This window comes from Oricola cellulosilytica, assembly GCF_019966575.1.
Lineage (GTDB): Bacteria > Pseudomonadota > Alphaproteobacteria > Rhizobiales > Rhizobiaceae > Oricola > Oricola cellulosilytica.
In genome coordinates this window covers 27,502-51,390 of record NZ_JAINFK010000009.1, presented here as the reverse complement: position 1 = coordinate 51,390, position 23,889 = coordinate 27,502, and the positions used below count along the sequence as shown (strand labels likewise).

The following is a 23,889-nucleotide window of genomic DNA, read 5'->3' as shown; positions in this document are numbered from 1 at the left end:
ACGGGACATGACGCCATCGACATAACGTTGAAACGACGCGATCGCCTGGTGCCCGCGATTAATCGGTGTAACCCGCCAATTTGCCGTTTGTGACATAGCGCAGGATTTCAACCACCTGATCCGGTGTCTTGGTGACGGCCAGTGCGGCCGCGTCGACCTCCTTCAGCGCGTGCGCGTGCTCGTCTTGATGCATGACGATCAACGGCTTGCCGAGAGCGCTGGCATAGCCGGCATCGAATGCTGCGTTCCACTGTTTGTACTTCTCGCCGAAGCGCACGACGACGATGTCTGCTTCCGCGAGAAGCGAACGCGTGCGAATTGCGTTGATCTGCGCTCCCTTGTGATCGTGCCAGAATTTGTCGGCCTCCGCACCCAGAATTGCGACCCCGCAGTCGTCGGAGGCTTCATGGTGGGTGACGGGACCGGTAAGTGTGACCGTCAACCCGGCCTTCCTGACGCCGGATTCTATCTGATCGCGCCAGTCAGTGTGAATCTCCCCGGAAAGATAGACGGTCCAGTTCATCGCGCTAACTCCTCTTCTGCTGGCCGCAGATAAGGCTCTGCAGATGGTGATGTCTACCGGCGCGAGTTCTATTCGGCAGCAAGACCGATCGCCGGTTTGATCCATCGGCCATGAAAATCGGCGCGCGCCAGAAGCCGGGTCTTCCCGTCATCTGGGAGGCCTGACCATGTGGTGACGTGCAGCGCTGCTCCGTCCGGATCGCCATCGGTTTCGAGCCGCAGCCATGCCAATGGCGCGTCGCGACTAGCCCGTGCGCCGGCTTCCCTGATCAGGTCCTCAACCCACAGTTGCTCCTCGGCCGGCATGTATTGCCACATGATTGTGTGAAAGATGACGTGCAGCCGCCCCTGCTTTCGCTCTGCCAGCCGCTTTCCTATCCAATCGCACGCCCTCGCCCGATCGACTTTCGGTGGGTGGTCGGCCGCTATCCGAAGCGCGCCGTTGAGGCGTTGGTGACGTGCCGGCTGGTCTGGCCACACGTACGATCTGAGTTTCATGCGGTCGGCGCCACGATCGATGGGAAAGGTGGCAATGTCGCAGCCCCGGCTCGCCCGCACGTCCACCTTTTGAAGATAGTTTCCCGGCGGTCCGGGCCAGTCGCACCTTATCCTCACGGGAGATGACGGATCACCCCAGGCCCAGGAGCCATAGTCGTATCGGAAGCGGTGCCAGTTCTGGTTGAGGCCCGCGCTGGAACCGAGTTCCGACAGCACGAGTGGCATGGGATGGTCCTGCGCCAACCGCAGAAAACCCGGCAGCAGCACAGCCGAGCGCGCCGCTTCATTGGTCTGCGGCGGGCTTCGGAGAAACCTGGCGACCGGAACATCTTGTCGGGTGATGGCGGCCGCGACCGCGTCGAAGAGGTCTTCCTGTGATGCGTTCGTAGGCGGGTAAACGGCTGCGAGTTCCGGGTCGGCGTCGCAGAGCACGAGAAAATGAAGTGCGCCGCAAAGACGCAGAGGTAGGGCATCGAAGCGCGAATCCGCGCGTTCCGGTGGCCATCCGGCAATGCAGTCTCTTGTGGCACAGTCGGGAAGTCCGCGAGAGGCGATTAGACTGCAGAGGGCCGCCGTGAAGGGCGACCCAAGATCGGTGCAGGATTTTGCTTGCCGCTGGAAGGCGACGGCAATTGGAGCGGGGAGGGGTCTCAGGTGTGAGACCGCTCTCAAAAGTCAGGCCGCGCCTTTGACCGAGACGCCCTTTTCCTCGAAATGCCCTTGCAACTCACCTGCCTGGAACATTTCGCGGACGATATCGCAGCCGCCTACGAACTCCCCCTTTACATAGAGCTGAGGTACGGTGGGCCAGTTCGAGTATTCCTTGATACCCTGACGGATTTCATCGTCAGCGAGCACGTTCACGCCCTTGTAGTCCACCCCGAGATAGTCGAGGATCTGGACCACTTGGCCTGAAAAGCCGCACTGCGGAAAGCCTGGCGTGCCTTTCATGAAGAGAACGACGTCGTTCGCCTTAACTTCCTGATCTATGAAATCTTTGATTCCGCTCATCTTTTCTTCCTTTTCGCATCCGGATCAATGGCCCGGCATTTCGTCTCGTGGGTGTTGGCTGTCATTTGGGGGCGGATGTTTGCAGGGCAAGCGCGTGCAACACACCACCCATGTTGCCCTGCAACGCCTGGTAGACCATCTGGTGCTGCTGAACCCGCGATTTTCCCTCGAAGCTCGCCGAAACCACCTCCGCGGCATAGTGGTCTCCGTCTCCCGCCAGATCGCGGATCGTCACCGTAGCGTCAGGGATCGCTTCCTTGATCATGCGTTCGATGTCGGCGGCGTTCATGGGCATCGGAATGGTTCTCCTATTCGGCCGCTTCGGCATGGACGGCGGGGTCCATGTAGGCCGGAAACCAGGATTCGTGCGCGGCGGCCAGTTCTGTGACAGATATGGCGATGGCGACCGGCGCCGTCAATGACAGGCTCTCGCCGCCGACCGTTCCGAGTTGCCGAAAACGGACGCCGGCGCCTTCGGCATTCAGCGCGAAAAACCCGGCGTTTTCCGCCTTCACCGTGACAAGATAGCGGGCCTGATCTTCCCCGAAAAGGAGAGCATGCGGCGGCGCCGTCTCTCCGGCGTCGATGACGGCTCCCTTGCCGGAAGCGATGCACATCTCGGCCAAGGCGATAACCATGCCGCCGTCTGAAATGTCATGGCAGGCAGTGACTTGTCCGTTACGGATCGCCGAACGAACGAAGTCGCCGTTATGTCTCTCGGCGAAAAGATCGACCGGCGGGGGCGGGCCGTCGGCACGACCGTTGACGATGCGGTTGTAAATCGACTGGCCGAGATGGCTGCCGGCGCCGCCGAGCAGGAAGATCGCGTCGCCCTCCTGCATCGCCGATATGCGCGCCATTACCGAATAATCCGGCAGAAGTCCGACGCCGGCAATGGTGGGCGTCGGCAAGATCGCTTCGCCATTGGTCTCGTTGTAGAGCGACACGTTCCCGGACACGATCGGAAAACCAAGCGCTTCACATGCTTCGCCGATCCCCGCGATCGCGCGGACCAGTTGCCCCATGATTTCCGGGCGTTCGGGATTGCCGAAATTGAGATTGTCGGTCGAAGCGAGAGGTTCGGCACCGACCGCCGTCAGGTTTCGCCAGCATTCCGCCACTGCCTGCTTGCCGCCCTCAAAGGGGTCGGCCTCGCAGTAGCGGGGCGTGACGTCGGAAGAGAAAGCCAGAGCTTTCGTCTCGTGTCCGTCAACCCGCACCACACCGGCATCGCCTCCGGGCAGTTGCAGCGAGTTCCCTTGGATCAGGGTATCGTACTGCTCCCAGACCCAGCGCTTCGAACACATATTGGCCGATCCGAGAACTTGCAGGATAGCATCTGCATAATCGTCGGGTTCGGGGAACTGGGAGGCGTCGATCGCCTGCCACGCGCCGGGCTCGATCCAGGGACGGTCATATTCGGGTGCTTCGTCGCCCAGTTCCTTGATCGGCAGGTTGGCGACCTCCTCGCCCTGATGCAGTATCCGGAACCGGAGGTCGTCCGTTGTTCTTCCGACAATGGCGAAATCGAGGCCCCATTTCGCGAAGATCGCTTTCGCCTCGTTTTCCTTTTCCGGGCGCAGCACCATGAGCATACGCTCCTGGCTTTCGGACAGCATCATCTCGTAGGCGCTCATCCGTTCTTCGCGCACCGGCACCTTGTCGAGATCAAGTTCGATGCCAAGATCGCCCTTTGCGCCCATCTCGACCGCCGAGCAGGTCAGGCCGGCGGCGCCCATGTCCTGGATGGCGATGACCGCGCCGGACGTCATCAGTTCTAGGCAGGCTTCGAGCAGGCATTTCTCCGTGAACGGATCGCCGACCTGTACGGTAGGCCGCTTCTGATCGATGTCGTCGCCGAATTCCGCTGATGCCATGGTGGCGCCACCAACCCCGTCGCGGCCGGTCTTGGCGCCGAGGTAGACCACCGGCAGGCCCACGCCCTTGGCTTCCGATAGGAAGATCGCATCCGTTCGGGCGATGCCTGCCGCAAACGCATTGACGAGGCAGTTGCCGTTGTAGCGGGCGTCGAACTCGACCTCGCCGCCAACGGTCGGTACGCCAAACGAGTTGCCATATCCGCCCACGCCTGAAACGACGCCGGATACGAGATGGCGGGTCTTGGGATGTTCCGGCTCGCCGAACCGCAGTGCGTTCATTGCCGCCACCGGACGTGCGCCCATGGTGAACACGTCGCGCAGGATACCGCCGACGCCGGTCGCCGCTCCCTGATAGGGCTCGATATAGGAGGGGTGGTTATGGCTCTCCATCTTGAAGACAACACATTCGCCGTCGCCGATATCGACGACACCAGCATTCTCTCCGGGGCCCTGGATGACTTGGGGCCCGGTCGTCGGTAGCGTCTTCAGCCATTTCTTTGACGATTTGTACGAACAGTGCTCGTTCCACATCGCCGACCAGATACCCAGTTCGGTGAACGTCGGCTCGCGACCGGTCAGGTCTCTAATGCGTTCGTACTCTTCCGGGGTGATGCCATGGGCTTCAACGAGTTCCGGCGTAATGGGAATCGAATTTCGAATTGTCATGATGACTGGGCGTCTCGGGTTTTTCGGAGAAATTTCCTGCTACCATCCGGTCCGTGCGGTGCACAAGCGCCGCAGTGGACTCGCCGGAGGATAGGTGGGGATTCCTCCCTTGCGCGGTGCTATTCGATCGAATCGAAATTCAGTGCCGGCGAGGAGAGCAGGTCCGCCAGTACCGACAGGCCGCGCTCGAATTTGATGTCGGTCAGCGGACCGGTCAGGGAAACACGCACGTTCGGGCATGGATAGTCGAGCGAGGCCACCTTGTATTCGTCGGCACCCTCGACAATAACTCCGGCTTCCTGCGCCGCTTTGCAGAATGTGCCGGGCAGCCACGGTTCCGGCACGGTGAGCCAGACGAACGGGCAGTCAGGGTCGCTCCGCACTCCGGCTTCCGGATGCGCATTCGACAGCGTTTCGGTGGCGAGTTTGGCGCGTGTCGCTATCACCCGACGCACATTGTCGCGAATCTTGTGCGCCTCCCGTGAAAGGACGAGCCGGGTGGAGGTCTCCTTGAGAAGGAAGGGTCCGCCCCCCGTCAGCAACCGGTGCGCATTCACCACGCGCGTGACATAGCCAGGAGGGCAGGAGACCCAGCCGGATCGTAAACCCGCCGATACCGATTTCGAAAGGCCATCGAGCGTGAATGTGCGTTCCGGTGCCAGCGAGGCGAGCGGTGTCGGGGAATCGTTCTTTAGCCCGCCGAAAATGTTGTCCTCGATAATCCAGACATTGTATCTGCGGGAGATCTCGATGATCCGGCGACGGTTCTCGTCAGGGATCGTGCCCAGCGTCGGGTTGTTCAACGTCGCGACAAGGACGACGGCCTTGGGGTGCTGCTGCGCACAGACATGCTCGAAGTTCTCTGGGTCGATGCCGTCGGGCGTCGACTTGAGCCGGGCGATGCGGCGTCCGGTCATCGCTACGGCACGTGGCGTGGCGGGATAACACAGTTCCTCGAACGCGATTCGGTCACCGATGGCGGAAACCGCGGAAACGACGGCCATGATTCCGGCATGTACGCCCAGGACCGGGACTACGAGCGACGGGTCGGGCGTCCATCCGCCATGGGCCAGCCAGACGCTTCCCGCTGTTTGCCATGACGGCGGGACCGACCGGATGTAATCGATGCCCGCGTAGCCGGTATCGACGCTCGCGGCGCTGAACATTTCGGTAATCAGCCGGCCTTGGCCCACATCGGCAGCTGCCGTCGATGTCATTGGGATTGCGGCTTGGGGTGTGGCCGGTCTTTCGCTGCCCGGCATCGCGGGAAGGTATTTCGTCGTCGAGTGGCGAATATCGCCCGAATCGCGCTCCGAAACGTAGGTGCCGCGCCCGACTTCGCCTGAAACCAGGCCGCGCTCTCGCACAATCGAATATGCGCGGCTCACTGTGCCGACGGTGACGCCGAGATCGAAGGCGAGATTGCGCTGTGGGGGCAGCTTGGATCCGGAGGGCAGGGTGCCTGTTTCGATCGCATCTTCAATGCGCCCGGCCAACCGCAAGTACAGGGGGCCGTCTCCGTTTTTCAGATCGGGTAGCCAATTTGTCATGGTGACAATGTTAATATTGAGAGGCAATCCGAGTCAATGTAGGGAGGCAATGTATCAATCTCCAACAGGAAGGGTCAGTACGATGGTGTCAATCGATACAATTGTGCCGCACAATGGCCCTGTACGCATCGGCTACAGGACATTTGCCGGCATTGGCGCAGTGCCACTGCATGTTTGGTTCAAGGTGTTCGTGGTCATTATTCGTGCGCGTCTCGTCAAGCAACGCAGCCGAAAACGACTGCTGGAACTGACCGACGACCAGCTTCGCGATATCGGGGTCACGCGCCAGCAAGCGCGATTCGAGGCGGATAAGCCCTTCTGGTGGTACCGGACCTGATCCTAGCAGTCCTTCCGGCCCGTGGACCATGCGATAACATCGTCGTTGATACGGGCCGAAACGCTCTGATCACTGAGTGGTCCATAGGTCGTGATCTTCACAGGCTCGCCAGAAGCTTCGATCACCAGTTTGGGCAGCCCGCTTGCCTTGCCTCTCTCCACAACGAGCAGGCGCGGGTTGCCCACCCTTGTGTCGAGTTCGGGCACAAGGGCCAGGCGCGCAAAATCCTTTGACTTTGCGCGAAACCAGCAGCGCTGTCCGTTTTCGTTGATCGCCGACAGCACCGCGACCGGGCTCGCTGCGTCCACTTCCAGAGAGAGCGGCCCTCCGATGCGTTCGCCTCCGGCACAGCCGGCGACAAATACGGCCAGCGCGGCTGACGCCCAAAGTCTGTTGCGAGTCACGCGGCGCCGGCGAGGTCGGACAAGCCGAGCGCGTTCTCGAATATTCCGCGCCCGTCAGTGCCGCCATGGGCGGTTTCGATCAGGTTTTCCGGATGGGGCATCAGTCCGAGCACATTGCCTGCTTCGCTGACGATCCCGGCGATATCCTCGATGGAGCCGTTGGGATTGCTCCCCTCGGCATAGCGGAAGACAACCTGCCCGTTTCCGTTCAGACGGGCGAGCGTCTCGCCGTCAGCGAAATAGTTGCCATCATGATGGGCAACGGGACACCGAATGATTTCACCTTGGCGATATGACGCGGTGAAAGGCGTACCGGCGTTCGTGACTTCCAGTTTCACCTCCCGGCACACGAACTTTAGTGAGGCGTTGCGCATCAACGCACCCGGCAGCAAGCCCGTTTCAAGCAGGATCTGAAATCCGTTGCAAACGCCGATGACCCGCACGCCCGCCTCGGCTTTTTTGCGCAGCGCTTCCATCACCGGCATCCGCGCGCCGATTGCACCGCAACGCAGGTAATCGCCATAGGAAAACCCGCCGGGAATCACGATCAGGTCGACATTCGGGATCTCGGTTTCAGTCTGCCAGACCGTCACCGGAGGCTTGCCGGAAATCTTGGTGATTGCCGCGATCATGTCACGATCGCGGTTGAGGCCGGGAAGAAGGATTACGGCAGTCCTCATTCTTCGACTATCTCCACCGCGTAATCCTCGATTACCGTGTTGGCCAGAAGCTTTTCGCACATCGCGTTGAGATCGCTCTCGGCCTTGGCGCGGTCCTTGGTGTCCAGTTCGACATCGAAAACCTTTCCCTGGCGCACCTTGCCGACGCCCTGGAAATTCAGTGTGCCGAGCGCTCCCTCGATCGCCTTCCCTTGCGGGTCCAGTACGCCGTTCTTCAGCGTCACCACTATGCGTGCGGTTGTCATCGGCTCACTTCACCAATACCGGGCCTTTCGGGCGCGGTGCGTCGTTCTCGTTCATGATTCCCAGTCGGCGCGCGACTTCCTGATAGGCTTCGACAAGTCCACCGATATCCCGGCGAAAGCGGTCTTTGTCCAGCTTCTCGTTGGTCTTGATATCCCAAAGGCGGCAACTATCCGGCGAGATCTCGTCGGCGATTACCACACGCATGGTTTCGCCCTCGAAGAGCCGACCGCATTCGATCTTGAAATCGACCAGTTGTATTCCAATCCCCAGGAAAAGGCCGGTGAGAAAATCATTGACGCGAATGGCGAGCGCCATGATGTCATCGATTTCCTGCGGGCTGGCCCAGCCGAACGCTGTGACGTGCTCTTCCGACACCATCGGATCATCCAGCGCATCGGCCTTGTAATAAAACTCGATGATCGAGCGCGGCAGAACGGTGCCTTCCTCGATGCCGAGGCGCTGCGACATTGATCCTGCGGCGACATTGCGCACTACCACTTCCAGCGGAATGATCTCTACTTCGCGGATCAACTGCTCGCGCATATTCAAACGCTTGATGAAATGGGTCGGAATGCCCACTCGATTTAGATGCGTGAATATGTGCTCGGAGATCCGGTTGTTCAGGACACCCTTGCCCTCGACCACATCGTGCTTTTTCTTGTTGAACGCGGTCGCGTCGTCCTTAAAGAATTGCACCAGAGTGCCTGGTTCGGGACCTTCATAGAGAATTTTCCCTTTGCCTTCATAAATTCGGCGGCGCTGTTTCATGAATATCTGCTCTGCCCGGATGAATGATGCCGTGAATTCGGCACCCTGCGTTTCGCGCCGTTTACTCCAATCGGCGGTCAAGCACAAACGTTGCAGTGCAATATCCCGCCATTTTGGGTTAGTGCCCTTCCGTTCGCTGGAAGCGAGTTGATCTTTCGACGGCCATTTGATTTAGACAGGATAAATTCACAATTGTTTTTCGGAGCGTTAGGCCGCTGACGAAACCTGCGAATGGAGACTGGCATGTCGATGAAGGACCGTGAGGACGCTTACGAGAACAAGTTCGTCCATGACGAGCAGCTTCGCTTTAAGGCGGAAGCCCGCCGTAACAAGCTGCTTGGCCTCTGGGCCGCGGAGAAACTCGGAAAATCGGGCGACGATGCCGAGGCGTATGCGAAGGAGGTGATTATCGCCGATATCGAGGAAGCCGGCGAGGAAGACGTTTTCCGCAAGGTGCGCCGCGACTTTGACGCCGCGGGCGTCGATCAATCCGATCATCAGATTCGCCGTACCATGCAAGAACTGATGGCCGAAGCCATCGAGCAGGTTAAGAACAGTTGACGCAATCAGGGCCGCGGCGGGTCAACGATTGATGTTCGACTACACGCTTCAGGCGCGGCTGATCGCTGGCGAGACTGTATATACCGTATGGTCCTCGGTACCCGAGAATGGCCTTGTTGAACTGTTCGCTCAGGGGCCGTTCGGCGCCGTCACGCTCGACATGCAGCATGGCGGTCATCACGAGCATAGCGTCCTGAGCGGGCTGAGCACGGTCATTCATTCAGGCAAGGCGGCTGTCGTCCGGGTTCCGCTTGGTCGCATGGATATGGCGTCCCGCGCACTCGACATGGGCGCCGACGCCATCATCGCCCCGATGATCAATTCGGTACAGGACGCGGTCGCATTCCGCGACGCGGTGAAGTTTCCGCCCCTTGGTGGACGCTCTTGGGGGGCTTCGCGGGCGGTCGCCGTTCGCGGCATTGCCGGTGGAAACGAATACCTTGCGACCTCAAATGTTCGTACCGTTTCATTCGCGATGATCGAAACGCGGGAAGCGTTCGACCGGGTAAGCGAAATCGCCGCAATTGACGGAATTGACGGTTTGTTCGTCGGACCGGCGGATTTTTCGATTGCGTGGACCGGCGGAAAATCGGTGGATCCCGGATTGCCGGAAATGGATGAGGCTGTCGCCAGCATCGCTGCAGCGGCGCGAGATGCCGGCAAGCATGCCGGAATCTTCGTCGCCAATCCGGCCATGGCGCGGAAATACCACCAGATGGGCTTCCGTTTCATGGCGCTCGGCTTCGACGTGGCAATCGTCGCGGAGGGTCAAAAGGCCATTCTTGCGATGGCCGAGGAAGCGTCCGGCGATAACGGCAGCTCGGCTGGATATTGAGCTGCCCGACTCGCTCAGAGCCGCTTCATGAATTCCGCGAAAACCATTAGGCCTTCGGGCCAGGGGCCGTGGCCGGATTCGGCGTTGATGTGGCCTGACTCGCCCGCATCGACGAAGAACGAACCCCAACTCGCAGCGATTTCTTCGGCCGGTTCGAATGCCGAAAAGGGATCGTTGCGGCTTGCAATGACAAAAGACGGAAAGGGGAGCGGGTCACGCGGATAGGGGCCGAATGTCTTAAAGTGTTTCGGGCGGATGTTTCCGTTCTCTAGGTCCGGAGGCGCGACGAAAAACCCGCCCACGACGTTCGGCGTCGAATCCTGCGTGGCGTGAACCGCGGAGGCCACGCCAAGGGAATGGGCGACGAGCACGATCGGCTTTTGGGCGCGTGCAATTTCATCGCGAACCCGTTCCACCCAATCCTCCCGAACAGGCTTTGACCAGTGCTCCTGCTCGACCCGGCGGGCGGTCGGCATTTTTTGCAGCCATCGCGATTGCCAATGGTCGAGATGCGGCTTCGTGTATCCGGGTACAATTAGAATTTCGGCGTCTTTGATTTTCATGCGCCGGGAAGTCGGGTCTCGGACCCGCGATGTCAATCCGGCGCATGAATTCTTTTGGCTCGATCGCGCGTTGGAAGCCGAGTTTTTACTGAGCGGTTGCCGGCGCGGGGGTTTGCGGCTCTTCGATGGGCGCCACGGGAGCGGCCGGTTCGGCGGTCGGCGCGGTCTCCGTTGCGGCGGGAACGCTTGCAGTCGAGTTGATGTCGACGTTGCTAGGGCCATTCGACATGAAGAAGACGCCACCGATCAACAGCGCGATGACGGCCAACGCGATTGTCGGGCCCGTGTAACCCCTGTTTCCCGTGTCCCCGTAAGGCCTGTTCGGGTTGGTATCGTACTGATCCTTGTAGTCGGTCATGATCGTGCTCCTTATCCGTCTGCGGATCAAAGGAATCTGGGCACGAAAAGCGGCGGTTGCAGACCGTTTTCAATCACATCGCTTTTCCGTTCGTTACCATCTTCTAGAACGGCGTGAACGGGTCGTTTTCCCACATTAAAACAACACGTTGTCTACATGTTTCTGCCGTTCAATCCCGTTATTCGAGCGAAACGATACGTGATCGCCAAGCTCCATGCTGACGCCTTTTGCTAAACACTCCGGGATCTGCGTTTCAGGAATCGCACGGCGAAAACGTGAACCGCCAATCCGGCGAAAACCAACAGGGACCCGGTCATGGACAGGGGCGTTAGCCGTTCCCCGAAAACCAAGGCCGTGGACGTCATCCCGAACACCGGAATGAGCAGGGCATAGGGCGTCACGGCGGCGGCCGAGTGCCGCCGCAGGAGAAAGACCCACGCGGCGAACGCGAACACCGTTGTCGGATACGCGAGATAGGCGACCGACAAAACGGTTGCGCCGGAAGGTGCGCTTGGCGGCAAACCGAAGGCGGTCCCCTCGACCAGCATCGAAAGAAGGAACAAGGGAACCGGTGCCACGAGGCTTGACCAGCCTATGAAACCGAGCATGGAGTCCGGTTTTGCCGCCTTGGCGATGATGTTCGCGACGCCCCACGCTGCCCCCGAGGCGATTACGAGCAGGAACGGGATCACCGGCGATACCGATGCATTGGACCATCCGATCAGCACGATACCGCACAGCGCAATGGTCGCGCCGGCGACTTCCGCGCGCGTCGGCTTTTCGCCGAATGCCAGAAAGGCGAAGAACACCGTGAAGAACACCTGCAACTGGACAACCAGCGAGGCGAGGCCGGGCGGCATGCCGAGTCCTATGGCAGTGAAGATCAACCCGAACATGACGCCCCCCTGGACGAGGCCGTAAGCGATAAGATAGGCCGCCGGTATCGCCGGGCGCCTGACGAAGAACACCAGCGGTATCGCGGCAAACAGGAACCGGTACCCCGTGGCCAGCAACGGCGGAATGTCCGTGACGGCCACCTTGATCGCGACAAAGGCCGTTCCGTAGACAGCGCTCACGAGAATCGCGAGCAGGATATGGCCTGGTGGCATGAATATGGTCCCGGCCGGCGGAATGGCCGGCCTGTGGCGCTGGAGAGATGTATCTTACGACTCTCCGAACACCCGTTTGAACGTCGTGTCCACGTGTTTGGTGTGATAACCAAGATCGAATTTTTCGCGTAGCGTGTCTTCCGAAAGTGCGGCGCACACCTCCGCGTCACCCAGAAGTTCCTCGAGGAAATCCTTGCCCTCGTTCCAGACCTTCATCGCATTGCGCTGAACGAGCCGATAGGCATCCTCGCGGCTGACACCGGCTTGTGTCAGGGCAAGAAGGACCCGCTGCGAATGGACCAGGCCCCGGAACTTGTTGAGGTTCGTCATCATGTTGTCCGGATAGACGACGAGTTTCTCGATCACGCCGGTCAGCCGCGCCAACGCAAAATCGAGTGTGATCGTCGCGTCCGGCCCGATCATCCGTTCGACCGAGGAATGGGAAATGTCGCGCTCATGCCACAGCGCCACGTTTTCCATCGCCGGCATGGCGAACGACCGGACCATGCGCGCCAGACCCGTCAGATTCTCCGTGAGCACCGGATTGCGCTTGTGGGGCATCGCCGACGATCCCTTCTGGCCCGGCGAGAAATATTCCTCGACCTCCAGCACTTCGGTCCGCTGCAGATGCCGGATCTCGGTCGCCAGACGCTCGACCGAAGACGCGATTACGCCGAGGGTCGCGAAGTACATTGCATGCCGGTCACGCGGAATCACCTGCGTTGAAACGGGTTCGGGCTTCAGGCCGAGCGCATCGGCCACATGCTCCTCTACGGTGGGGTCGATATTCGCGAAGGTGCCGACGGCGCCGGAGATCGCGCAGGTAGCGATCTCCTCGCGCGCGTTGACCAGCCGGTCACGGCAGCGCGAGAACTCGGCATATGCCTGCGCCAGCTTTACGCCGAATGTCGTCGGCTCTGCATGGATGCCGTGGCTGCGGCCGATCGTGATCGTTTCCTTGTGCTCGAACGCCCGCTTTTTCAACGCGTCAAGAAGCGCGTCCATGTCAGCCAGGAGGATATCGGACGCCCGTGCAAGCTGGACGCTGAAGCAGGTGTCCAGAACGTCGGAAGAGGTCATTCCCTGATGCACGAAACGGGCGTCCGGCCCGACGATCTCGGCGAGATGCGTCAGAAATGCGATAACGTCGTGCTTTGTTTCGCGCTCGATTTCGTCGATCCGCTCGACATCAAATGTAGCCGCGCCGCCCTTTGCCCAGATGGTCTTTGCCGCGCTTTCCGGAATGACGCCGAGCTTTGCCAGCGCATCGCATGCATGTGCCTCGATTTCAAACCAGATGCGGAACTTGGTTTCCGGCGACCAGATGGCGACCATATCCGGCCGTGAATAGCGGGGTACCATGTGAAAACACCTTTGCGGGGATCAAGGAGAGGATGTCGGGCAGATATCAGACCGTTCCGTCGGTCTCAACGTCTCTGGCGACTCAACCACCAGCTTGTTGCCAAAAGGAACAGCGCACCGAGGGGCCAGTAGAGACGCGTGCCGATAACCGCATACTGATATGTGGAGCCGAGCGCCGTGTAGAATTGCTGCCAGAACCAGATCCTGCTTAAGGCCGGACCGTGCCATTGCGCGTAGTAGGTCCGATACTGGAGAAGCAGGATGAGCGCGGTCGCACCGAGCGTGAAGATTCCCAGCAATAAAATAACCAGAAGCGTCCGCAGGAGCGGGCGCGATATCCGGTGCGCAAACCACAGGAACGGGTAGGCGAGCGCGAATCCGCACGCGCCGCCGAGAAAATAGATCGCCAGTATGACGCCGATGCTCGGTCCACCGGAACGCCCGAGACCGAAACGCAGCGCAACGTAGGCGCTCACCGCCATCATCGAGCCCCAGACGAAAGCGCCCGCCACCGGCTTTCCCAAGCCGGTAACGAGCGATCCCGCAGAAATGGGCTTGCCCTCCGACCGGCACATCACGGTCGATCGGCAAAGTTTTTCGTTACCGCCATCCAGCGAAAATCCGGTCCTTCGAAGCCAAAGCTCTCAATCGCAATCAGGACCGCGATGACTGATGGTCCCCGGTGGGATATATAGGTCTGCACCCCGCCGAAACGGTAGCCGATAGGACAACCGCGGCTCGCCGGAACGGAGTGGTCTTCGTGAAGGATGGTGGTACGTCCACCGGCGCTTGCGTCTACCGAGAGAAGTCGGAAGCCGACGTCGCGCTCGCTGATGTCTTGGCAATTTTCCAAGACCGGAAAGAAAACCTCTTCGAGCCTGATCTCCAGGGGCGCATCGACAGGTGGAAAGACGGGCCGCGGATTGACGACCATTCGCGCCGGATCTGCGGACAGCTCCGTAATTGGGTTCCACCCGGCCTGAGATCCGGGCACGAGGCTGCCGTCGGGAACGATGGCTTCGCCGCTTAGTTTCGCCTGGACCCGGGCATCCTCCAGTGTGGCGTTCTCGTCGTCCAGCCGGACACGGATAGGCGATCCGGGCATAAAGCTGTCCGATGCCGTGTCGATGTAGAAACGGTTCGCATAGGGAAAGCCCGAACCGTCCTGAACGCCGTATTCCTCGAACGCGAACGTCGCCCCATCGTCGCTGAATCCAAGCACGTTGAGCGCGGCTATGTCGCCGGCCACGGAAGGGGCCGTGAGCACCATGCTTCCGAATAGGGCGATCAGCGACTGCCGTGCTCCCATGGCGATACTCCTCAGGGGCGGTGTTCCTCTGCGGCCTGGCGGATAGCCTGAATGTTCGCGCGGTAGCTTTCAACCGTACCGCCCCTGAAAACAGCGGAACCCGCAACGAAGGCATTGGCCCCGGCTGCGGCGCACGGACCCGCTGTATCCGCCGTCACGCCGCCATCGACCTCGATCTCGATCTGACGTTCGCCGATCATGGCGTTCAGGCGGCGAATCTTTTCAAGTGCGCCGGGAATGAATTTCTGGCCGCCAAACCCCGGATTGACGCTCATGACGAGGATCAGGTCGACATCGTCGAGCACATATTCGATTGCGCTTTCAGGTGTGCCCGGGTTGAGCGATACCCCAGCCTTCTTTCCGAGCCCACGGATCGCCTGCAGCGATCTGTGCAGATGCGGCCCCGCTTCCGTATGAACGGTAATAATGTCGCACCCGGCCTTGGCGAAGGCTTCCAGGTACGGATCGCATGGTGCGATCATCAGGTGGCAGTCGAAGGTCGCTTCGGTGTGCGGCCGCAATTTCGCGATTATGTCAGGCCCGTAGGAGATGTTGGGCACGAAATGCCCATCCATTACGTCCAGATGAATCCAGTTGGCGCCTGCTTCGACGACATCCCGAACCTCTTGGCCGAGTTTGGAGAAATCGGATGCCAGAATCGAGGGCGCAATCTTGATCGGACGGTCAGCCATGTTTTCCTGCATGTTTTTGGTGTTCGGTGACCGTTCGGCGGGCCAGTGTCAATGTTTCTGGCTCCATGTCGGCATGATATCCCCATCGGCGGATATCGCCGCATATACCCCTCGCGCGATTGCCCGCGCCATCGTACTCGCCGCAGCGGCGCACAGCTGAATGAACGAATCCGGGTCCTCGCTGAGCTTGCGCCGCCCGGTCGCAAGCGCGAAAACCAGGTCGCCGTCGTGCGGCGTGTGGCACGGCCAGATCGCCCGCGCGAAACCGTCATGGGCCGCTATCGCAAGACGTTTGCATTCCGCCTTTGTCAGCGTGGCGTCCGTCGCGATGACCCCGATGGTGGTATTGGCGATCGCCGGTCCGTCCGTCTCGCGGTGTTTCAGACGAACGCATGAGGCGTCGTCGGGGAAGGGCGAGGCGACCCCAATGCCGCCGAACTCGCCGTTCTGCTCGAAAGGCGCCGCCCAGAAATGGCGGCTCGTGCCGACCGTTGTGGCGCCGAGGGGATTGACCGCGACGAGCGCACCGACCGTGGCGTTGCCGGCCTCCATGACGGAGGAAGCCGATCCGAGCCCCCCCTTCAGGTTTGCAGTCAGTGCGCCGGTTCCGGCGCCATGCGTACCGATCTCGAAATCGGCACTCGCGGCCTTGAGCGCTTTGTAGCCGAGTTCCCGGTAGGGCGGGAAACGCCCCCAGTTCTTTTCGCCCCCGTTGATCATATCAAACAGGATCGCCGCAGGAACGATCGGAATGCGGTGTCCCCCGACATCGAATCCGCGCCCAATCTCCACGAGCGCCGCCTGCGCGCCCGATGCCGCATCCAGCCCAAACGCCGATCCACCGGACAGAATGAGCGCATCGACCGTCTCGACGGCGTTGTGCGGCTCCAGAAGATCGGTTTCCCGCGTGCCCGGCGCACCGCCCAGAACCTGCACCGCTGCTGTCGCCGGACTCTCGCAAAGCACCGCCGTGACGCCCGTCTTTACGGTCGTGTCACTCGCATTGCCGACCCGAATACCGGTGACATCGGTTATGAGGTTCCGGTTGCCGCTCGGCCACATCGTCATTGAATCCGTTCTTGGCTGCCGCCGTTCTGGTCCGGAACCAGCCGACCGTCATCGACGACGAAAACCTCGAACAGGTTGCTTTCCGGGTCGCCATTCGCGTCGAAACTGAGCGGCCCTAGGGCGGTACGGAATGTCCTGGAAAGCATCGGCCCGAAGGAGGCAGGGCTCTCGAACGCGCCTATATCCAGCCCGAACAGCGCCACCTCTGTGGCCGCATAGGCGGGCGCTATGTAGCCGATCTGGGGAATTCCCGACCCTTCGGTTCTTCGGCGCAGTTCCGCTGCTGGTTCGCGGACTGCATAATCCGGTTGCGCCGCGACAATCGTTCCATCCACCAGCCTGCCGTTCTCGGGAGCGGCGACGAGCGCGCTTCCGCCGGCAAGTGTCAGCGGCACATCGATGGTAGCCGCATTGTCCGCGATCACGGCGGCATCGTAGGCGTCGCCGCCGATCAGCACATGCGTTGCGCCCGACCGCTGCAGACGCCGCACCAGCCCCATCTGGTTTTCGAGCTGTGGACGATAGTTGTCGGTGAAGACCGGTTGTAGATTGTCTTCTTCCAGCAGAAAGCGCACCGCCTCCGCGAATTGCCGCCCATACAAGGTCCCGTCATCAATTATGGCGAAGTTCACCGCTCGCCAACGCTCCTTCAGATAGTCGGCAAGCGCCTCCGCCTCGTCTGAGGATTTCGGCCCGAAGCGGAGAATGCGCGCTGCGTCGGGAGCGCTATCCTGCGTGATGCCTTCCGCCTGAATACCGACGGCCATGACTGGGATGCCTGCCTCGGCAAGGATCGGCATGGCAGCATCAAACGCCTCTATGCAGGGATAACCAACTACCACCGCAACACGGGCGTCGGCGAGATCGCGCGCCGAGCGTTCTCCGCCTTCTGCGCTACAGCCGTCGTCGGAGGTCCGGGTCTTGATGTCATCGCGCTTGGCCACTGCGGCCTTCACGCCGGCCTCGATCTGTTCGCCGAGAACCGTGAAATAGCCGCTCAACGGACCGGCGATCCCGATCACCGGTGTTGCGCTCTCTTGCGCCGGGGCGGGTGCAGCCGCGAGAAGGAGGGCACATACGGACAAGCGACCCGCGATCCGCGCGGTCATTGCCGTGGCTCCCGTCTCGTCCATCGTTCTCTTCATGTATCCGTGATGCACGGGTGACTGAAAGAGGGCAAGATGAAACCTTACCTTGTCGACAACTCGCTCCGCGTCACATTGGTTTGATATCCCCATTTGGGAAAATAAATTCATCTATAGCCAAAAAAATATTGCAAAAATCCGTCCGATGGATATTCAGGGCGGCGAGCGGGTGGAGAACATCATTGCAAATGCAGGCTGCGGCGTCGCAAATCGTCGAACTCTATGAACAGCCTTTCGGCGGCAAGCCGCGCGGCCGGTTCCGAATATCGATGAAGCACTTGCGCGAGGTCACTGGCCGCAAGCGGCTGTATGAAAGCGATATCAATGACTTGTCGAGAGCATTGAACGAGTTGGGGTTCGCGCTGATCGATATGGAGACGTTCTTTGTCGTCTTAAGTCATCGCACCTTCACGAGTTACCGGCGTGTCAATGACGCGGCCATTGGGGCGGTGAGTGAATGAGAAACGAAAATCAGGCGCGTGGCGAGCAGCCAGAGCGCGCGCGCAAGAAGACGAGCGAACGCAAGAAGACAGTCGTCGGCTGGAAAGAGGTCGTGCGTTTACCGGATTTCGGCGACTTGACGGTTCACGCTAAGATCGATTCCGGCGCCCGCACATGTGCGCTTCACGTCGAGACAATGAAGATCCTGGAGAAAGAGAACAGGCGGTGGGTTGAGTTCTCGATTCTTCCGGCCCGCGATCCGGCTGCTCGGCTCTTCCAGGCGCCGGTCGTAGACAAGCGCACAGTTAAGTCGTCGTCCGGTCATGCGGAAGAACGTGTCGTCGTGAAGACGCCGATCAGGCTTGCCGGACACCGGAACACAGTCGAGATAACGCTGACCAACCGGGACAGCATGGAATTCCCGATGTTGATCGGGCGCAATCTGCTTCGACGGGGTTTCCTGGTCGACAGCAGCCACGCTTACCTTTCGGCTGCGGACAAGCGCGGCGAAAACGTTTCCACTGGAGAAAAACAATGAAGCTTGTGATGATGGCCCGTAATGCCGGATTGTATTCCCATAAGCGAATTGTGGAAGCGGCGGAAAGCCGTGGGCACGAGATCGACATCGTGAATCACACGCACTGCTACATGGACATTACATCGCATCGGCCGGCGCTCTATCACAATGGCCAGAAACTGCCCCGTTACGACGCCGTCATCCCGCGTATCGGCGCGTCGGTTACCTATTATGGCACGGCGGTGCTTCGCCAGTTTGAGATGATGGGCGTATGGCCGCTGAATGAATCGGTGGCCATCGGTCGTTCGCGCGACAAGTTGCGCTCGATGCAGATCCTTGCCCGGGACGGTATCGGGCTGCCGGTGACCGCGTTTTCGCATGACGCCAAGCAGACCGATGCGCTGCTGGATCTCGTTGGGGGCGAGCCGGTCATCATCAAGCTTATCGAGGGAACACAGGGTATCGGCGTGGTACTGGGTGACACCCGCCGATCGGCGAAATCAGTCATTGAGGCTTTTCGCGGTGCCAATGTAAATATCCTGGTTCAGGAATTTATCAAGGAAGCAGGAAGTACCGATATCCGCGCATTCGTCGTCGGCGGAAAGGTCGTTGCATCCATGATGCGCACGGGCGCGGAGGGCGAGTTCCGTTCCAATCTGCACCGGGGAGGCAGCGCAAAGACCCTGAAACTCACGCCGGAGGAGCGCTCGACCGCAGTTCGCGCCGCAAAAGCCATGGGATTGAACGTTTGCGGCGTCGATATGCTGCGGTCCAATCACGGCCCTGTGGTGATGGAAGTGAATTCGTCGCCGGGCCTCGAAGGTGTCGAGAAGGCCACGGGCGTCGACGTCGCGGGCAAGATCATCAACCTGATCGAATCCAACGCCGCCAAGGGCAACACCCGAACCAAGGGGAAAGGTTGACCGCCGGCATGCTGCAGAAAAACCAGCGTGAACCTTTCGAGATCGCAGATACAGTAATCGGGCCGGGGCAGCGCGCCACGATCGGAATCTCGCTTGGGATGTTGTCCAACCATGTCCCGATGGAATTGCCGATCCGGGTCATTCACGGCAAGCGCCCCGGTCCGACCTTTTTTGTCTCGGCGGCTGTTCACGGGGACGAAATTCTCGGCATCGAGATCATCAGGCGGGTGCTGCAATCGCCGCTGATGGAAAAGCTGCGCGGTACACTCATCGCCGTGCCGATTGTCAACGGTCCGGGCTTCATTGCCCATTCTCGCTATCTGCCGGATCGGCGTGATCTGAACCGCTCGTTTCCCGGATCGGAACGCGGGTCCATGGCTGCGCGCCTTGCGGACACCTTCCTGCGCGAGATTGTGCTGCGCTGCGAGACGGGCATCGACCTCCACACGGCAGCTCTACATCGAACCAACTTTCCGCAATTGCGGTTCGACAATTCCGCGACGGAGCGCCTTCGCGCGCTTGCAGACGCCTTTGGAGCTCCGGTCACCATTGAATCGTCCCTGCGCACCGGTTCTCTGCGCGAGACGGCGAAGAGAAACGGGGTAGAGATGCTGCTTTACGAGGCAGGTGAGGCGCTGCGTTTCGATGAATTCTCTATCCGAATCGGGGTTCGGGGCGTGATGTCGGTGATGCAGCAACTTGGCATGTTCCCCGCAAAGAGCGTCTCCCCTCCCAGACGAAAGCCGGTCCGATCCAAATCTAGCTACTGGGTCCGTGCGCCCGAGGGCGGCATCCTCCGAATGAACAGGACGACCGGTGATCTGGTGGAGACGGGCGAGGCGATCGCCGTGCTGAGCGACCCCTTTGGCGAATACGAGGTTACGATCACCGCGGAAGCTGCAGGTGTGATTATCGGCCGGACCAATCTGCCGACGGTCAACATGGGAGATGCCCTTTTTCATATCGCCCGCACTGGTCGTCTTGCGCAGGCCGGCGGCAAGATCGAGGCCATAACCGATGAAATGGACAGCCACCCGCTGTTCGACGAGGATGAGGTGATCTGAGCTGCGTGGCTTGGCGGGCACGAGCGAGCTTTTCTTCTCCTAAATATCAGCTTGGCCTCGTCCGGGTGCCTGCCTATGTTCGTGGTCTGGCGCTGCCGCCGCAAAAAGATGATGACCATGCCCGATCCAACGCCCGACACGTCCTTGCCGGAGTCGATCGACGAGACCCTGTCGCTCCTGAACAGTCAGGACTACGTCGCCGATCGGCCGCTCGCGACGGTGCTCTACCTCAGCCTCAAGATGGGACGTCCGCTGTTCCTCGAGGGCGAAGCCGGTGTCGGGAAGACGGAGATCGCGAAGGTGCTGGCGAAGGCCCTCGACCGTCCGCTCATTCGGTTGCAGTGTTACGAGGGTCTCGACGTCTCGTCGGCGGTGTACGAATGGAACTACGCCGCCCAGATGATCGACATTCGCATTGCCGAGGCGAGCGGCGAGACGAGCCGCGAGAAATTGCACCGCGACATCTTTTCCGATGAATATCTGATCCGCCGGCCGGTGCTTGAAGCGCTTTCGGGCAAGCCGGGGAAGGCGGCGGTCTTCTTGATCGACGAACTGGATCGGACGGATGAAGCCTTCGAGGCGTTTCTGCTCGAGGTACTGTCGGATTTTCAGGTCACGATTCCCGAATACGGCACCATTACCGCCGCGGAGCGCCCGGCCGTCATCATCACGACGAACCGGACGCGCGAGATCCACGACGCGCTGAAGCGGCGCTGCCTCTATCACTGGGTGGACTATCCGACCGCCGAGCGGGAGTTGGAGATCGTCAGCCGCAAGGCGCCCCAAGCCAATGAGAGGCTGTCGGAGGAGGTGGTTCGCTACGTGCAGAGATTACGCGAGATGGAACTGTTCAAGGTTCCCGGTATCGCCGAGACGATCGATTGGGCAACGGCGCTGACCGAGCTCGACAAGGTTGCGCTCGATCCGGCGACAGTTTCGGACACGATCGGGGTGTTGCTGAAATACCAGGACGACATCGCCCGGCTTCAGGGCAGCGACGGCAAGCGTATTCTCGATGACGTCAAAGCCGAACTCGACGCGGCCTGACCATGAAAACCGTCTCTTCGACTTCCCGAAGCGACCCGCATCCGGAGGGCCGGCTGGCGGATAACATCGTCTATTTCGCCCGCACCTTGCGCAAGGCCGGCCTCAAGATCGGACCCGCTGCGGTCAACGACGCGATCGAGGCAGTGATGTCGGCGGGGATCGGTACACGCGACGATTTCTACTGGACATTGCACTCCGTGCTCGTGACGCGGCACGAGGATACGGTCGTGTTCGATGAGGCTTTCCGGCTGTTCTGGCGTTCGCGCGAACTGATCGAAAAGATGCTGGCGATGTTTTCTCCGATGGCGCCGGACACTCGCGAACGCGAAAAGAAGCGGGCCGGCGAGTCTCGGGTCGCCGATGCGATGTTCGAGGGCCATAAGAAGCGGAAACAACAGGAACAGGCACCCGAAATCGAGGTCGACGCGAGAATGACCTTTTCGGAGCGCGAAATCCTTCGTGACAAGGACTTCTCGCAGATGTCGGCCGCCGAGATCGCTGAGGCTAAACGAGCGATCTCGGAGCTGCGCTTGCCCGCCGACCAGGTGCGGACCCGCCGCCAGAAGCCGTCGAACCGCAAGCGCACGGTCGATCCGCGGCGGACGATGCGCAGCGCCATGCGCACCGGTGGCGATCTTGTCATTCCGCAGTTTCGCGAACCCCGGATGGTGCAGCCGCCGCTTGTCATTCTGGCCGATATCTCCGGTTCGATGAGCCAGTACTCGCGCGTTTTTCTGCATTTCCTGCATGCGGTGACCGAAAAACGCAGGCGCGTGCATACCTTCCTGTTCGGGACCCGGCTCACCAACGTGACGCGGCAGATGCGCGGCCGCGACATCGACGCCGCCATCGACGGCGCAGCCAGGGCTGTCGAGGATTGGTCGGGCGGCACCCGGATCGGCGAGACGCTGGCGACATTCAACCGCCAATGGTCGCGCCGGGTGCTATCCCAGGGCGCCGTCTTGCTGCTGATCACCGACGGGCTGGAGCGGGACGCGGTAGAGGGTCTTGATCACGAGATGGAGCGGCTGCACAAGTCTTGCCGCCGGCTGATCTGGCTCAATCCACTACTGCGCTATGAAGGGTTCCGGGCGAAAGCCAAGGGCGTCAGAGCCATGCTGCCGCATGTCGACGAGTTCCGTCCGGTTCATTCGTTAAACAGCATCGCGGATTTGTGCCTTGCGCTGGGCGAGGGCGGAGCGCCATATCATCGCCCGAGACCGCCGATGGATTGGTTGCGTGAACTCGATAGCGCGGCGTGATCGCAGGGAGCGACTGACATGGAGACGATGCCTCAGAAAACGATGCCCGACAACGATCCGCTTACTGTAGCGGAAGAATGGATGGGGGAGGGCCGGGACGTGGCGATCGCCACCGTAGTGGAAACCTGGGGCTCGGCGCCGCGCCCCGTCGGCAGTCATCTTGTAATTGACGGTGACAGCAATTTCGAAGGCTCCGTGTCCGGCGGTTGCGTCGAAGGTGCGGTCATCTCCGACGCGCTCGACGTGATCGAGACCGGCGAGCCGAAGATGTTGGAATTCGGCGTCGCGGACGAAACCGCCTGGCAGGTCGGATTGAGTTGCGGCGGCAAGATCCGCGTCTACGTGGAAAGGCTTGGCTGAGCCGTGGACCCCGCATCCCTTAAGAAACTCAACGCCGCTCGCGCCGGCCGACGCGCTGTCGCTCTCGTCACCGATCTGGGCGACGGACGCGATCGGGTGGTGGTCGAAGGCGATGAGGTGGCCGCGGCGCTCGGCGATTCGGTGGCCAAGGCGTTCAGGTCCGGCAAGTCGGGTGTGCTGGAACTCGAAAACCGCAGCTATTTCATCAATGTGCATATTCCGCCGCCTCGCCTTGTCGTTATCGGCGCTGTTCATATTAGCCAGGCGCTCGCGCCGATGGCGAAACTGGCGGGATTTGACATTGAAGTGATCGATCCCCGCACGGCCTTCGCCACGCCGGAGCGGTTCTCCGGAGTCAGGCTGGATGCCGAATGGCCGGAGGCCGTGCTGTCCGGGCGTCCGCTCGACCCCTATTGCGCGCTTGCCGCGGTTACGCATGACCCCAAGATCGACGATATTCCGCTCAAGGCGGCGCTGGTGGCGGGCTGCTTCTACGTCGGCGCGCTCGGAAGCCGGAAAACCCACGCAAAGCGCGTTGAACGCCTGACATCCATGGGAGTTTCGGCTGACCGGATCGAGCGGATCGCTTCACCGATCGGGTTGGATATCGGTGCATCGAGCCCCGCCGAGATCGCCGTCGCAATTCTCGCCGAAATCATCAAGGCATTACGTACCCGCTCAGCCGTCAGCGCGGAAAGGGCCGCCTGAAAC

At 60.7% G+C, this 23,889-nt stretch carries 30 protein-coding genes; 11 read left to right on the top strand and 19 right to left on the bottom strand.

Translation table 11 applies throughout. The features are described from left to right. Window positions 1-58 precede the first annotated feature (58 nt). From LC298_RS17620 to LC298_RS17595, 6 genes are all read right to left on the bottom strand, one after another. Window positions 59-523, bottom strand: coding sequence for a YtoQ family protein (locus tag LC298_RS17620; RefSeq protein ID WP_131568656.1), 465 nt, complete (start codon window positions 521-523; stop codon window positions 59-61). 68 nt (window positions 524-591) lie between these two features. Continuing rightward, complete coding sequence (locus LC298_RS17615; protein ID WP_131568658.1) at window positions 592-1,692, bottom strand: DUF2332 domain-containing protein; 1,101 nt, start codon at window positions 1,690-1,692, stop codon at window positions 592-594. A gap of 3 nt (window positions 1,693-1,695) precedes the next feature. Beyond that, on the bottom strand, window positions 1,696-2,031 hold the full coding sequence (gene grxD / locus LC298_RS17610) for a Grx4 family monothiol glutaredoxin (protein WP_131568660.1): 336 nt from the start codon (window positions 2,029-2,031) through the stop codon (window positions 1,696-1,698). A 61-nt stretch (window positions 2,032-2,092) separates the two neighbouring features. Then, the gene (locus LC298_RS17605) at window positions 2,093-2,326 is read right to left on the bottom strand and encodes a BolA family protein (RefSeq protein WP_131568662.1); all 234 of its coding nucleotides are present in this window, start codon (window positions 2,324-2,326) and stop codon (window positions 2,093-2,095) included. 13 nt (window positions 2,327-2,339) lie between these two features. Continuing rightward, entirely contained in the window at window positions 2,340-4,577 is a 2,238-nt protein-coding gene (gene purL, locus LC298_RS17600; RefSeq protein WP_131568664.1) for a phosphoribosylformylglycinamidine synthase subunit PurL, read from the bottom strand. Between the two features lie 119 nt (window positions 4,578-4,696). After that, window positions 4,697-6,127 (bottom strand): aminotransferase-like domain-containing protein, encoded by a 1,431-nt coding sequence (locus tag LC298_RS17595; RefSeq protein WP_131568666.1) that lies wholly within the window; start codon window positions 6,125-6,127, stop codon window positions 4,697-4,699. 82 nt (window positions 6,128-6,209) lie between these two features. Here LC298_RS17595 and LC298_RS17590 point away from each other — a divergent pair, with 82 nt between their 5' ends. Further along, entirely contained in the window at window positions 6,210-6,464 is a 255-nt protein-coding gene (locus tag LC298_RS17590; RefSeq protein ID WP_131568669.1) for a DUF1127 domain-containing protein, read from the top strand. A 2-nt stretch (window positions 6,465-6,466) separates the two neighbouring features. Here LC298_RS17590 and LC298_RS17585 read toward each other — a convergent pair whose 3' ends face one another. From LC298_RS17585 to purC, 4 genes are read right to left on the bottom strand one after another with little or no spacing between them, the layout of a single operon-like run. Next, window positions 6,467-6,868 (bottom strand): hypothetical protein, encoded by a 402-nt coding sequence (locus LC298_RS17585; protein ID WP_131568671.1) that lies wholly within the window; start codon window positions 6,866-6,868, stop codon window positions 6,467-6,469. Continuing rightward, a complete protein-coding gene (purQ, locus tag LC298_RS17580) occupies window positions 6,865-7,548 on the bottom strand; it encodes a phosphoribosylformylglycinamidine synthase subunit PurQ (protein WP_131568673.1) in 684 nt (227 codons plus the stop codon). The genes LC298_RS17585 and purQ overlap by 4 nt, the downstream gene beginning before the upstream one ends. Further along, on the bottom strand, window positions 7,545-7,793 hold the full coding sequence (gene purS, locus LC298_RS17575) for a phosphoribosylformylglycinamidine synthase subunit PurS (RefSeq protein ID WP_131568675.1): 249 nt from the start codon (window positions 7,791-7,793) through the stop codon (window positions 7,545-7,547). Before purS ends, purQ begins: the two co-directional genes overlap by 4 nt. A 4-nt stretch (window positions 7,794-7,797) precedes the next feature. Then, entirely contained in the window at window positions 7,798-8,562 is a 765-nt protein-coding gene (gene purC, locus LC298_RS17570; protein ID WP_131568677.1) for a phosphoribosylaminoimidazolesuccinocarboxamide synthase, read from the bottom strand. 243 nt (window positions 8,563-8,805) lie between these two features. On the opposite strand from purC, the gene LC298_RS17565 reads away from it, so the two are divergent. Further along, window positions 8,806-9,123 (top strand): DUF1476 domain-containing protein, encoded by a 318-nt coding sequence (locus tag LC298_RS17565; protein ID WP_131568679.1) that lies wholly within the window; start codon window positions 8,806-8,808, stop codon window positions 9,121-9,123. 31 nt (window positions 9,124-9,154) lie between these two features. After that, entirely contained in the window at window positions 9,155-9,958 is an 804-nt protein-coding gene (locus LC298_RS17560) for an HpcH/HpaI aldolase family protein (protein WP_131568681.1), read from the top strand. A 14-nt stretch (window positions 9,959-9,972) separates the two neighbouring features. Here LC298_RS17560 and LC298_RS17555 read toward each other — a convergent pair whose 3' ends face one another. The 9 genes from LC298_RS17555 to LC298_RS17515 all read right to left on the bottom strand — a co-directional run bounded on the left by LC298_RS17555 (window position 9,973) and on the right by LC298_RS17515 (window position 17,552). Then, window positions 9,973-10,521 (bottom strand): RBBP9/YdeN family alpha/beta hydrolase, encoded by a 549-nt coding sequence (locus tag LC298_RS17555; protein ID WP_131568683.1) that lies wholly within the window; start codon window positions 10,519-10,521, stop codon window positions 9,973-9,975. A gap of 85 nt (window positions 10,522-10,606) precedes the next feature. Next, entirely contained in the window at window positions 10,607-10,879 is a 273-nt protein-coding gene (locus LC298_RS17550) for a hypothetical protein (protein ID WP_223385728.1), read from the bottom strand. A gap of 230 nt (window positions 10,880-11,109) precedes the next feature. Then, on the bottom strand, window positions 11,110-11,988 hold the full coding sequence (locus LC298_RS17545) for an EamA family transporter (protein WP_131568685.1): 879 nt from the start codon (window positions 11,986-11,988) through the stop codon (window positions 11,110-11,112). 54 nt (window positions 11,989-12,042) lie between these two features. After that, window positions 12,043-13,350 (bottom strand): adenylosuccinate lyase, encoded by a 1,308-nt coding sequence (gene purB, locus LC298_RS17540; protein ID WP_131568687.1) that lies wholly within the window; start codon window positions 13,348-13,350, stop codon window positions 12,043-12,045. 65 nt (window positions 13,351-13,415) lie between these two features. Continuing rightward, window positions 13,416-13,925 carry a hypothetical protein gene (locus LC298_RS17535; protein WP_223385727.1) on the bottom strand — a complete coding sequence of 170 codons (510 nt, stop codon included), beginning with the start codon at window positions 13,923-13,925 and terminating at the stop codon, window positions 13,416-13,418. After that, window positions 13,925-14,659 (bottom strand): DUF2259 domain-containing protein, encoded by a 735-nt coding sequence (locus LC298_RS17530; protein WP_131568691.1) that lies wholly within the window; start codon window positions 14,657-14,659, stop codon window positions 13,925-13,927. The genes LC298_RS17535 and LC298_RS17530 overlap by 1 nt, the downstream gene beginning before the upstream one ends. Before the next feature lie 11 nt (window positions 14,660-14,670). Further along, entirely contained in the window at window positions 14,671-15,351 is a 681-nt protein-coding gene (gene rpe / locus LC298_RS17525) for a ribulose-phosphate 3-epimerase (RefSeq protein ID WP_131568693.1), read from the bottom strand. Window positions 15,352-15,399: 48 nt separating this feature from the next. Beyond that, window positions 15,400-16,413, bottom strand: coding sequence for a P1 family peptidase (locus tag LC298_RS17520; protein ID WP_131568861.1), 1,014 nt, complete (start codon window positions 16,411-16,413; stop codon window positions 15,400-15,402). Window positions 16,414-16,415: 2 nt separating this feature from the next. Beyond that, the gene (locus LC298_RS17515; RefSeq protein WP_158284761.1) at window positions 16,416-17,552 is read right to left on the bottom strand and encodes an ABC transporter substrate-binding protein; all 1,137 of its coding nucleotides are present in this window, start codon (window positions 17,550-17,552) and stop codon (window positions 16,416-16,418) included. A 200-nt stretch (window positions 17,553-17,752) separates the two neighbouring features. Here LC298_RS17515 and LC298_RS17510 point away from each other — a divergent pair, with 200 nt between their 5' ends. The 8 genes from LC298_RS17510 (at window position 17,753) to LC298_RS17475 (ending at window position 23,886) form a co-directional block, all read left to right on the top strand. Beyond that, complete coding sequence (locus tag LC298_RS17510; RefSeq protein WP_223385730.1) at window positions 17,753-18,025, top strand: hypothetical protein; 273 nt, start codon at window positions 17,753-17,755, stop codon at window positions 18,023-18,025. Further along, a complete protein-coding gene (locus tag LC298_RS17505) occupies window positions 18,022-18,543 on the top strand; it encodes an ATP-dependent zinc protease family protein (protein ID WP_131568698.1) in 522 nt (173 codons plus the stop codon). The genes LC298_RS17510 and LC298_RS17505 overlap by 4 nt, the downstream gene beginning before the upstream one ends. Continuing rightward, window positions 18,540-19,445, top strand: coding sequence for a 30S ribosomal protein S6--L-glutamate ligase (gene rimK, locus LC298_RS17500; RefSeq protein WP_131568700.1), 906 nt, complete (start codon window positions 18,540-18,542; stop codon window positions 19,443-19,445). The genes LC298_RS17505 and rimK overlap by 4 nt, the downstream gene beginning before the upstream one ends. Window positions 19,446-19,453: 8 nt before the next feature. Beyond that, window positions 19,454-20,509: a succinylglutamate desuccinylase/aspartoacylase family protein gene (locus LC298_RS17495; RefSeq protein ID WP_131568702.1), complete on the top strand. Its 1,056-nt coding sequence runs from the start codon at window positions 19,454-19,456 to the stop codon at window positions 20,507-20,509. Between the two features lie 117 nt (window positions 20,510-20,626). Further along, window positions 20,627-21,556 (top strand): AAA family ATPase, encoded by a 930-nt coding sequence (locus LC298_RS17490; protein WP_428977553.1) that lies wholly within the window; start codon window positions 20,627-20,629, stop codon window positions 21,554-21,556. Window positions 21,557-21,558: 2 nt separating this feature from the next. After that, window positions 21,559-22,818 carry a vWA domain-containing protein gene (locus tag LC298_RS17485; protein ID WP_131568706.1) on the top strand — a complete coding sequence of 420 codons (1,260 nt, stop codon included), beginning with the start codon at window positions 21,559-21,561 and terminating at the stop codon, window positions 22,816-22,818. 27 nt (window positions 22,819-22,845) lie between these two features. Continuing rightward, window positions 22,846-23,178 carry an XdhC family protein gene (locus tag LC298_RS17480; RefSeq protein WP_131568866.1) on the top strand — a complete coding sequence of 111 codons (333 nt, stop codon included), beginning with the start codon at window positions 22,846-22,848 and terminating at the stop codon, window positions 23,176-23,178. A 3-nt stretch (window positions 23,179-23,181) separates the two neighbouring features. Beyond that, a complete protein-coding gene (locus LC298_RS17475; protein WP_131568708.1) occupies window positions 23,182-23,886 on the top strand; it encodes an XdhC family protein in 705 nt (234 codons plus the stop codon). The last annotated feature ends 3 nt before the right edge of the window (window positions 23,887-23,889 follow it).

Excerpts from the sequence above, each read along its gene's own strand:
- LC298_RS17480 (WP_131568866.1), top strand. The coding sequence starts at position 22,846 with ATGCCTCAGAAAACGATGCCCGACAACGATCCGCTTACTGTAGCGGAA.
- LC298_RS17505 (WP_131568698.1), top strand. The coding sequence starts at position 18,022 with ATGAGAAACGAAAATCAGGCGCGTGGCGAGCAGCCAGAGCGCGCGCGC.
- purQ (WP_131568673.1), bottom strand. The coding sequence starts at position 7,548 with ATGAGGACTGCCGTAATCCTTCTTCCCGGCCTCAACCGCGATCGTGAC.
- LC298_RS17490 (WP_428977553.1), top strand. The coding sequence starts at position 20,627 with ATGCCCGATCCAACGCCCGACACGTCCTTGCCGGAGTCGATCGACGAG.
- LC298_RS17590 (WP_131568669.1), top strand. The coding sequence starts at position 6,210 with ATGGTGTCAATCGATACAATTGTGCCGCACAATGGCCCTGTACGCATC.
- rpe (WP_131568693.1), bottom strand. The coding sequence starts at position 15,351 with ATGGCTGACCGTCCGATCAAGATTGCGCCCTCGATTCTGGCATCCGAT.
- LC298_RS17560 (WP_131568681.1), top strand. The coding sequence starts at position 9,155 with ATGTTCGACTACACGCTTCAGGCGCGGCTGATCGCTGGCGAGACTGTA.
- LC298_RS17530 (WP_131568691.1), bottom strand. The coding sequence starts at position 14,659 with ATGGGAGCACGGCAGTCGCTGATCGCCCTATTCGGAAGCATGGTGCTC.
- LC298_RS17495 (WP_131568702.1), top strand. The coding sequence starts at position 19,454 with ATGCTGCAGAAAAACCAGCGTGAACCTTTCGAGATCGCAGATACAGTA.
- grxD (WP_131568660.1), bottom strand. The coding sequence starts at position 2,031 with ATGAGCGGAATCAAAGATTTCATAGATCAGGAAGTTAAGGCGAACGAC.
- LC298_RS17535 (WP_223385727.1), bottom strand. The coding sequence starts at position 13,925 with ATGTGCCGGTCGGAGGGCAAGCCCATTTCTGCGGGATCGCTCGTTACC.
- LC298_RS17510 (WP_223385730.1), top strand. The coding sequence starts at position 17,753 with ATGCAGGCTGCGGCGTCGCAAATCGTCGAACTCTATGAACAGCCTTTC.
- LC298_RS17485 (WP_131568706.1), top strand. The coding sequence starts at position 21,559 with ATGAAAACCGTCTCTTCGACTTCCCGAAGCGACCCGCATCCGGAGGGC.
- LC298_RS17605 (WP_131568662.1), bottom strand. The coding sequence starts at position 2,326 with ATGCCCATGAACGCCGCCGACATCGAACGCATGATCAAGGAAGCGATC.
- purB (WP_131568687.1), bottom strand. The coding sequence starts at position 13,350 with ATGGTACCCCGCTATTCACGGCCGGATATGGTCGCCATCTGGTCGCCG.
- LC298_RS17520 (WP_131568861.1), bottom strand. The coding sequence starts at position 16,413 with ATGTGGCCGAGCGGCAACCGGAACCTCATAACCGATGTCACCGGTATT.
- LC298_RS17620 (WP_131568656.1), bottom strand. The coding sequence starts at position 523 with ATGAACTGGACCGTCTATCTTTCCGGGGAGATTCACACTGACTGGCGC.
- LC298_RS17555 (WP_131568683.1), bottom strand. The coding sequence starts at position 10,521 with ATGAAAATCAAAGACGCCGAAATTCTAATTGTACCCGGATACACGAAG.
- LC298_RS17565 (WP_131568679.1), top strand. The coding sequence starts at position 8,806 with ATGTCGATGAAGGACCGTGAGGACGCTTACGAGAACAAGTTCGTCCAT.
- purS (WP_131568675.1), bottom strand. The coding sequence starts at position 7,793 with ATGACAACCGCACGCATAGTGGTGACGCTGAAGAACGGCGTACTGGAC.
- purC (WP_131568677.1), bottom strand. The coding sequence starts at position 8,562 with ATGAAACAGCGCCGCCGAATTTATGAAGGCAAAGGGAAAATTCTCTAT.
- rimK (WP_131568700.1), top strand. The coding sequence starts at position 18,540 with ATGAAGCTTGTGATGATGGCCCGTAATGCCGGATTGTATTCCCATAAG.
- LC298_RS17550 (WP_223385728.1), bottom strand. The coding sequence starts at position 10,879 with ATGACCGACTACAAGGATCAGTACGATACCAACCCGAACAGGCCTTAC.
- purL (WP_131568664.1), bottom strand. The coding sequence starts at position 4,577 with ATGACAATTCGAAATTCGATTCCCATTACGCCGGAACTCGTTGAAGCC.
- LC298_RS17515 (WP_158284761.1), bottom strand. The coding sequence starts at position 17,552 with ATGGACGAGACGGGAGCCACGGCAATGACCGCGCGGATCGCGGGTCGC.
- LC298_RS17595 (WP_131568666.1), bottom strand. The coding sequence starts at position 6,127 with ATGACAAATTGGCTACCCGATCTGAAAAACGGAGACGGCCCCCTGTAC.
- LC298_RS17545 (WP_131568685.1), bottom strand. The coding sequence starts at position 11,988 with ATGCCACCAGGCCATATCCTGCTCGCGATTCTCGTGAGCGCTGTCTAC.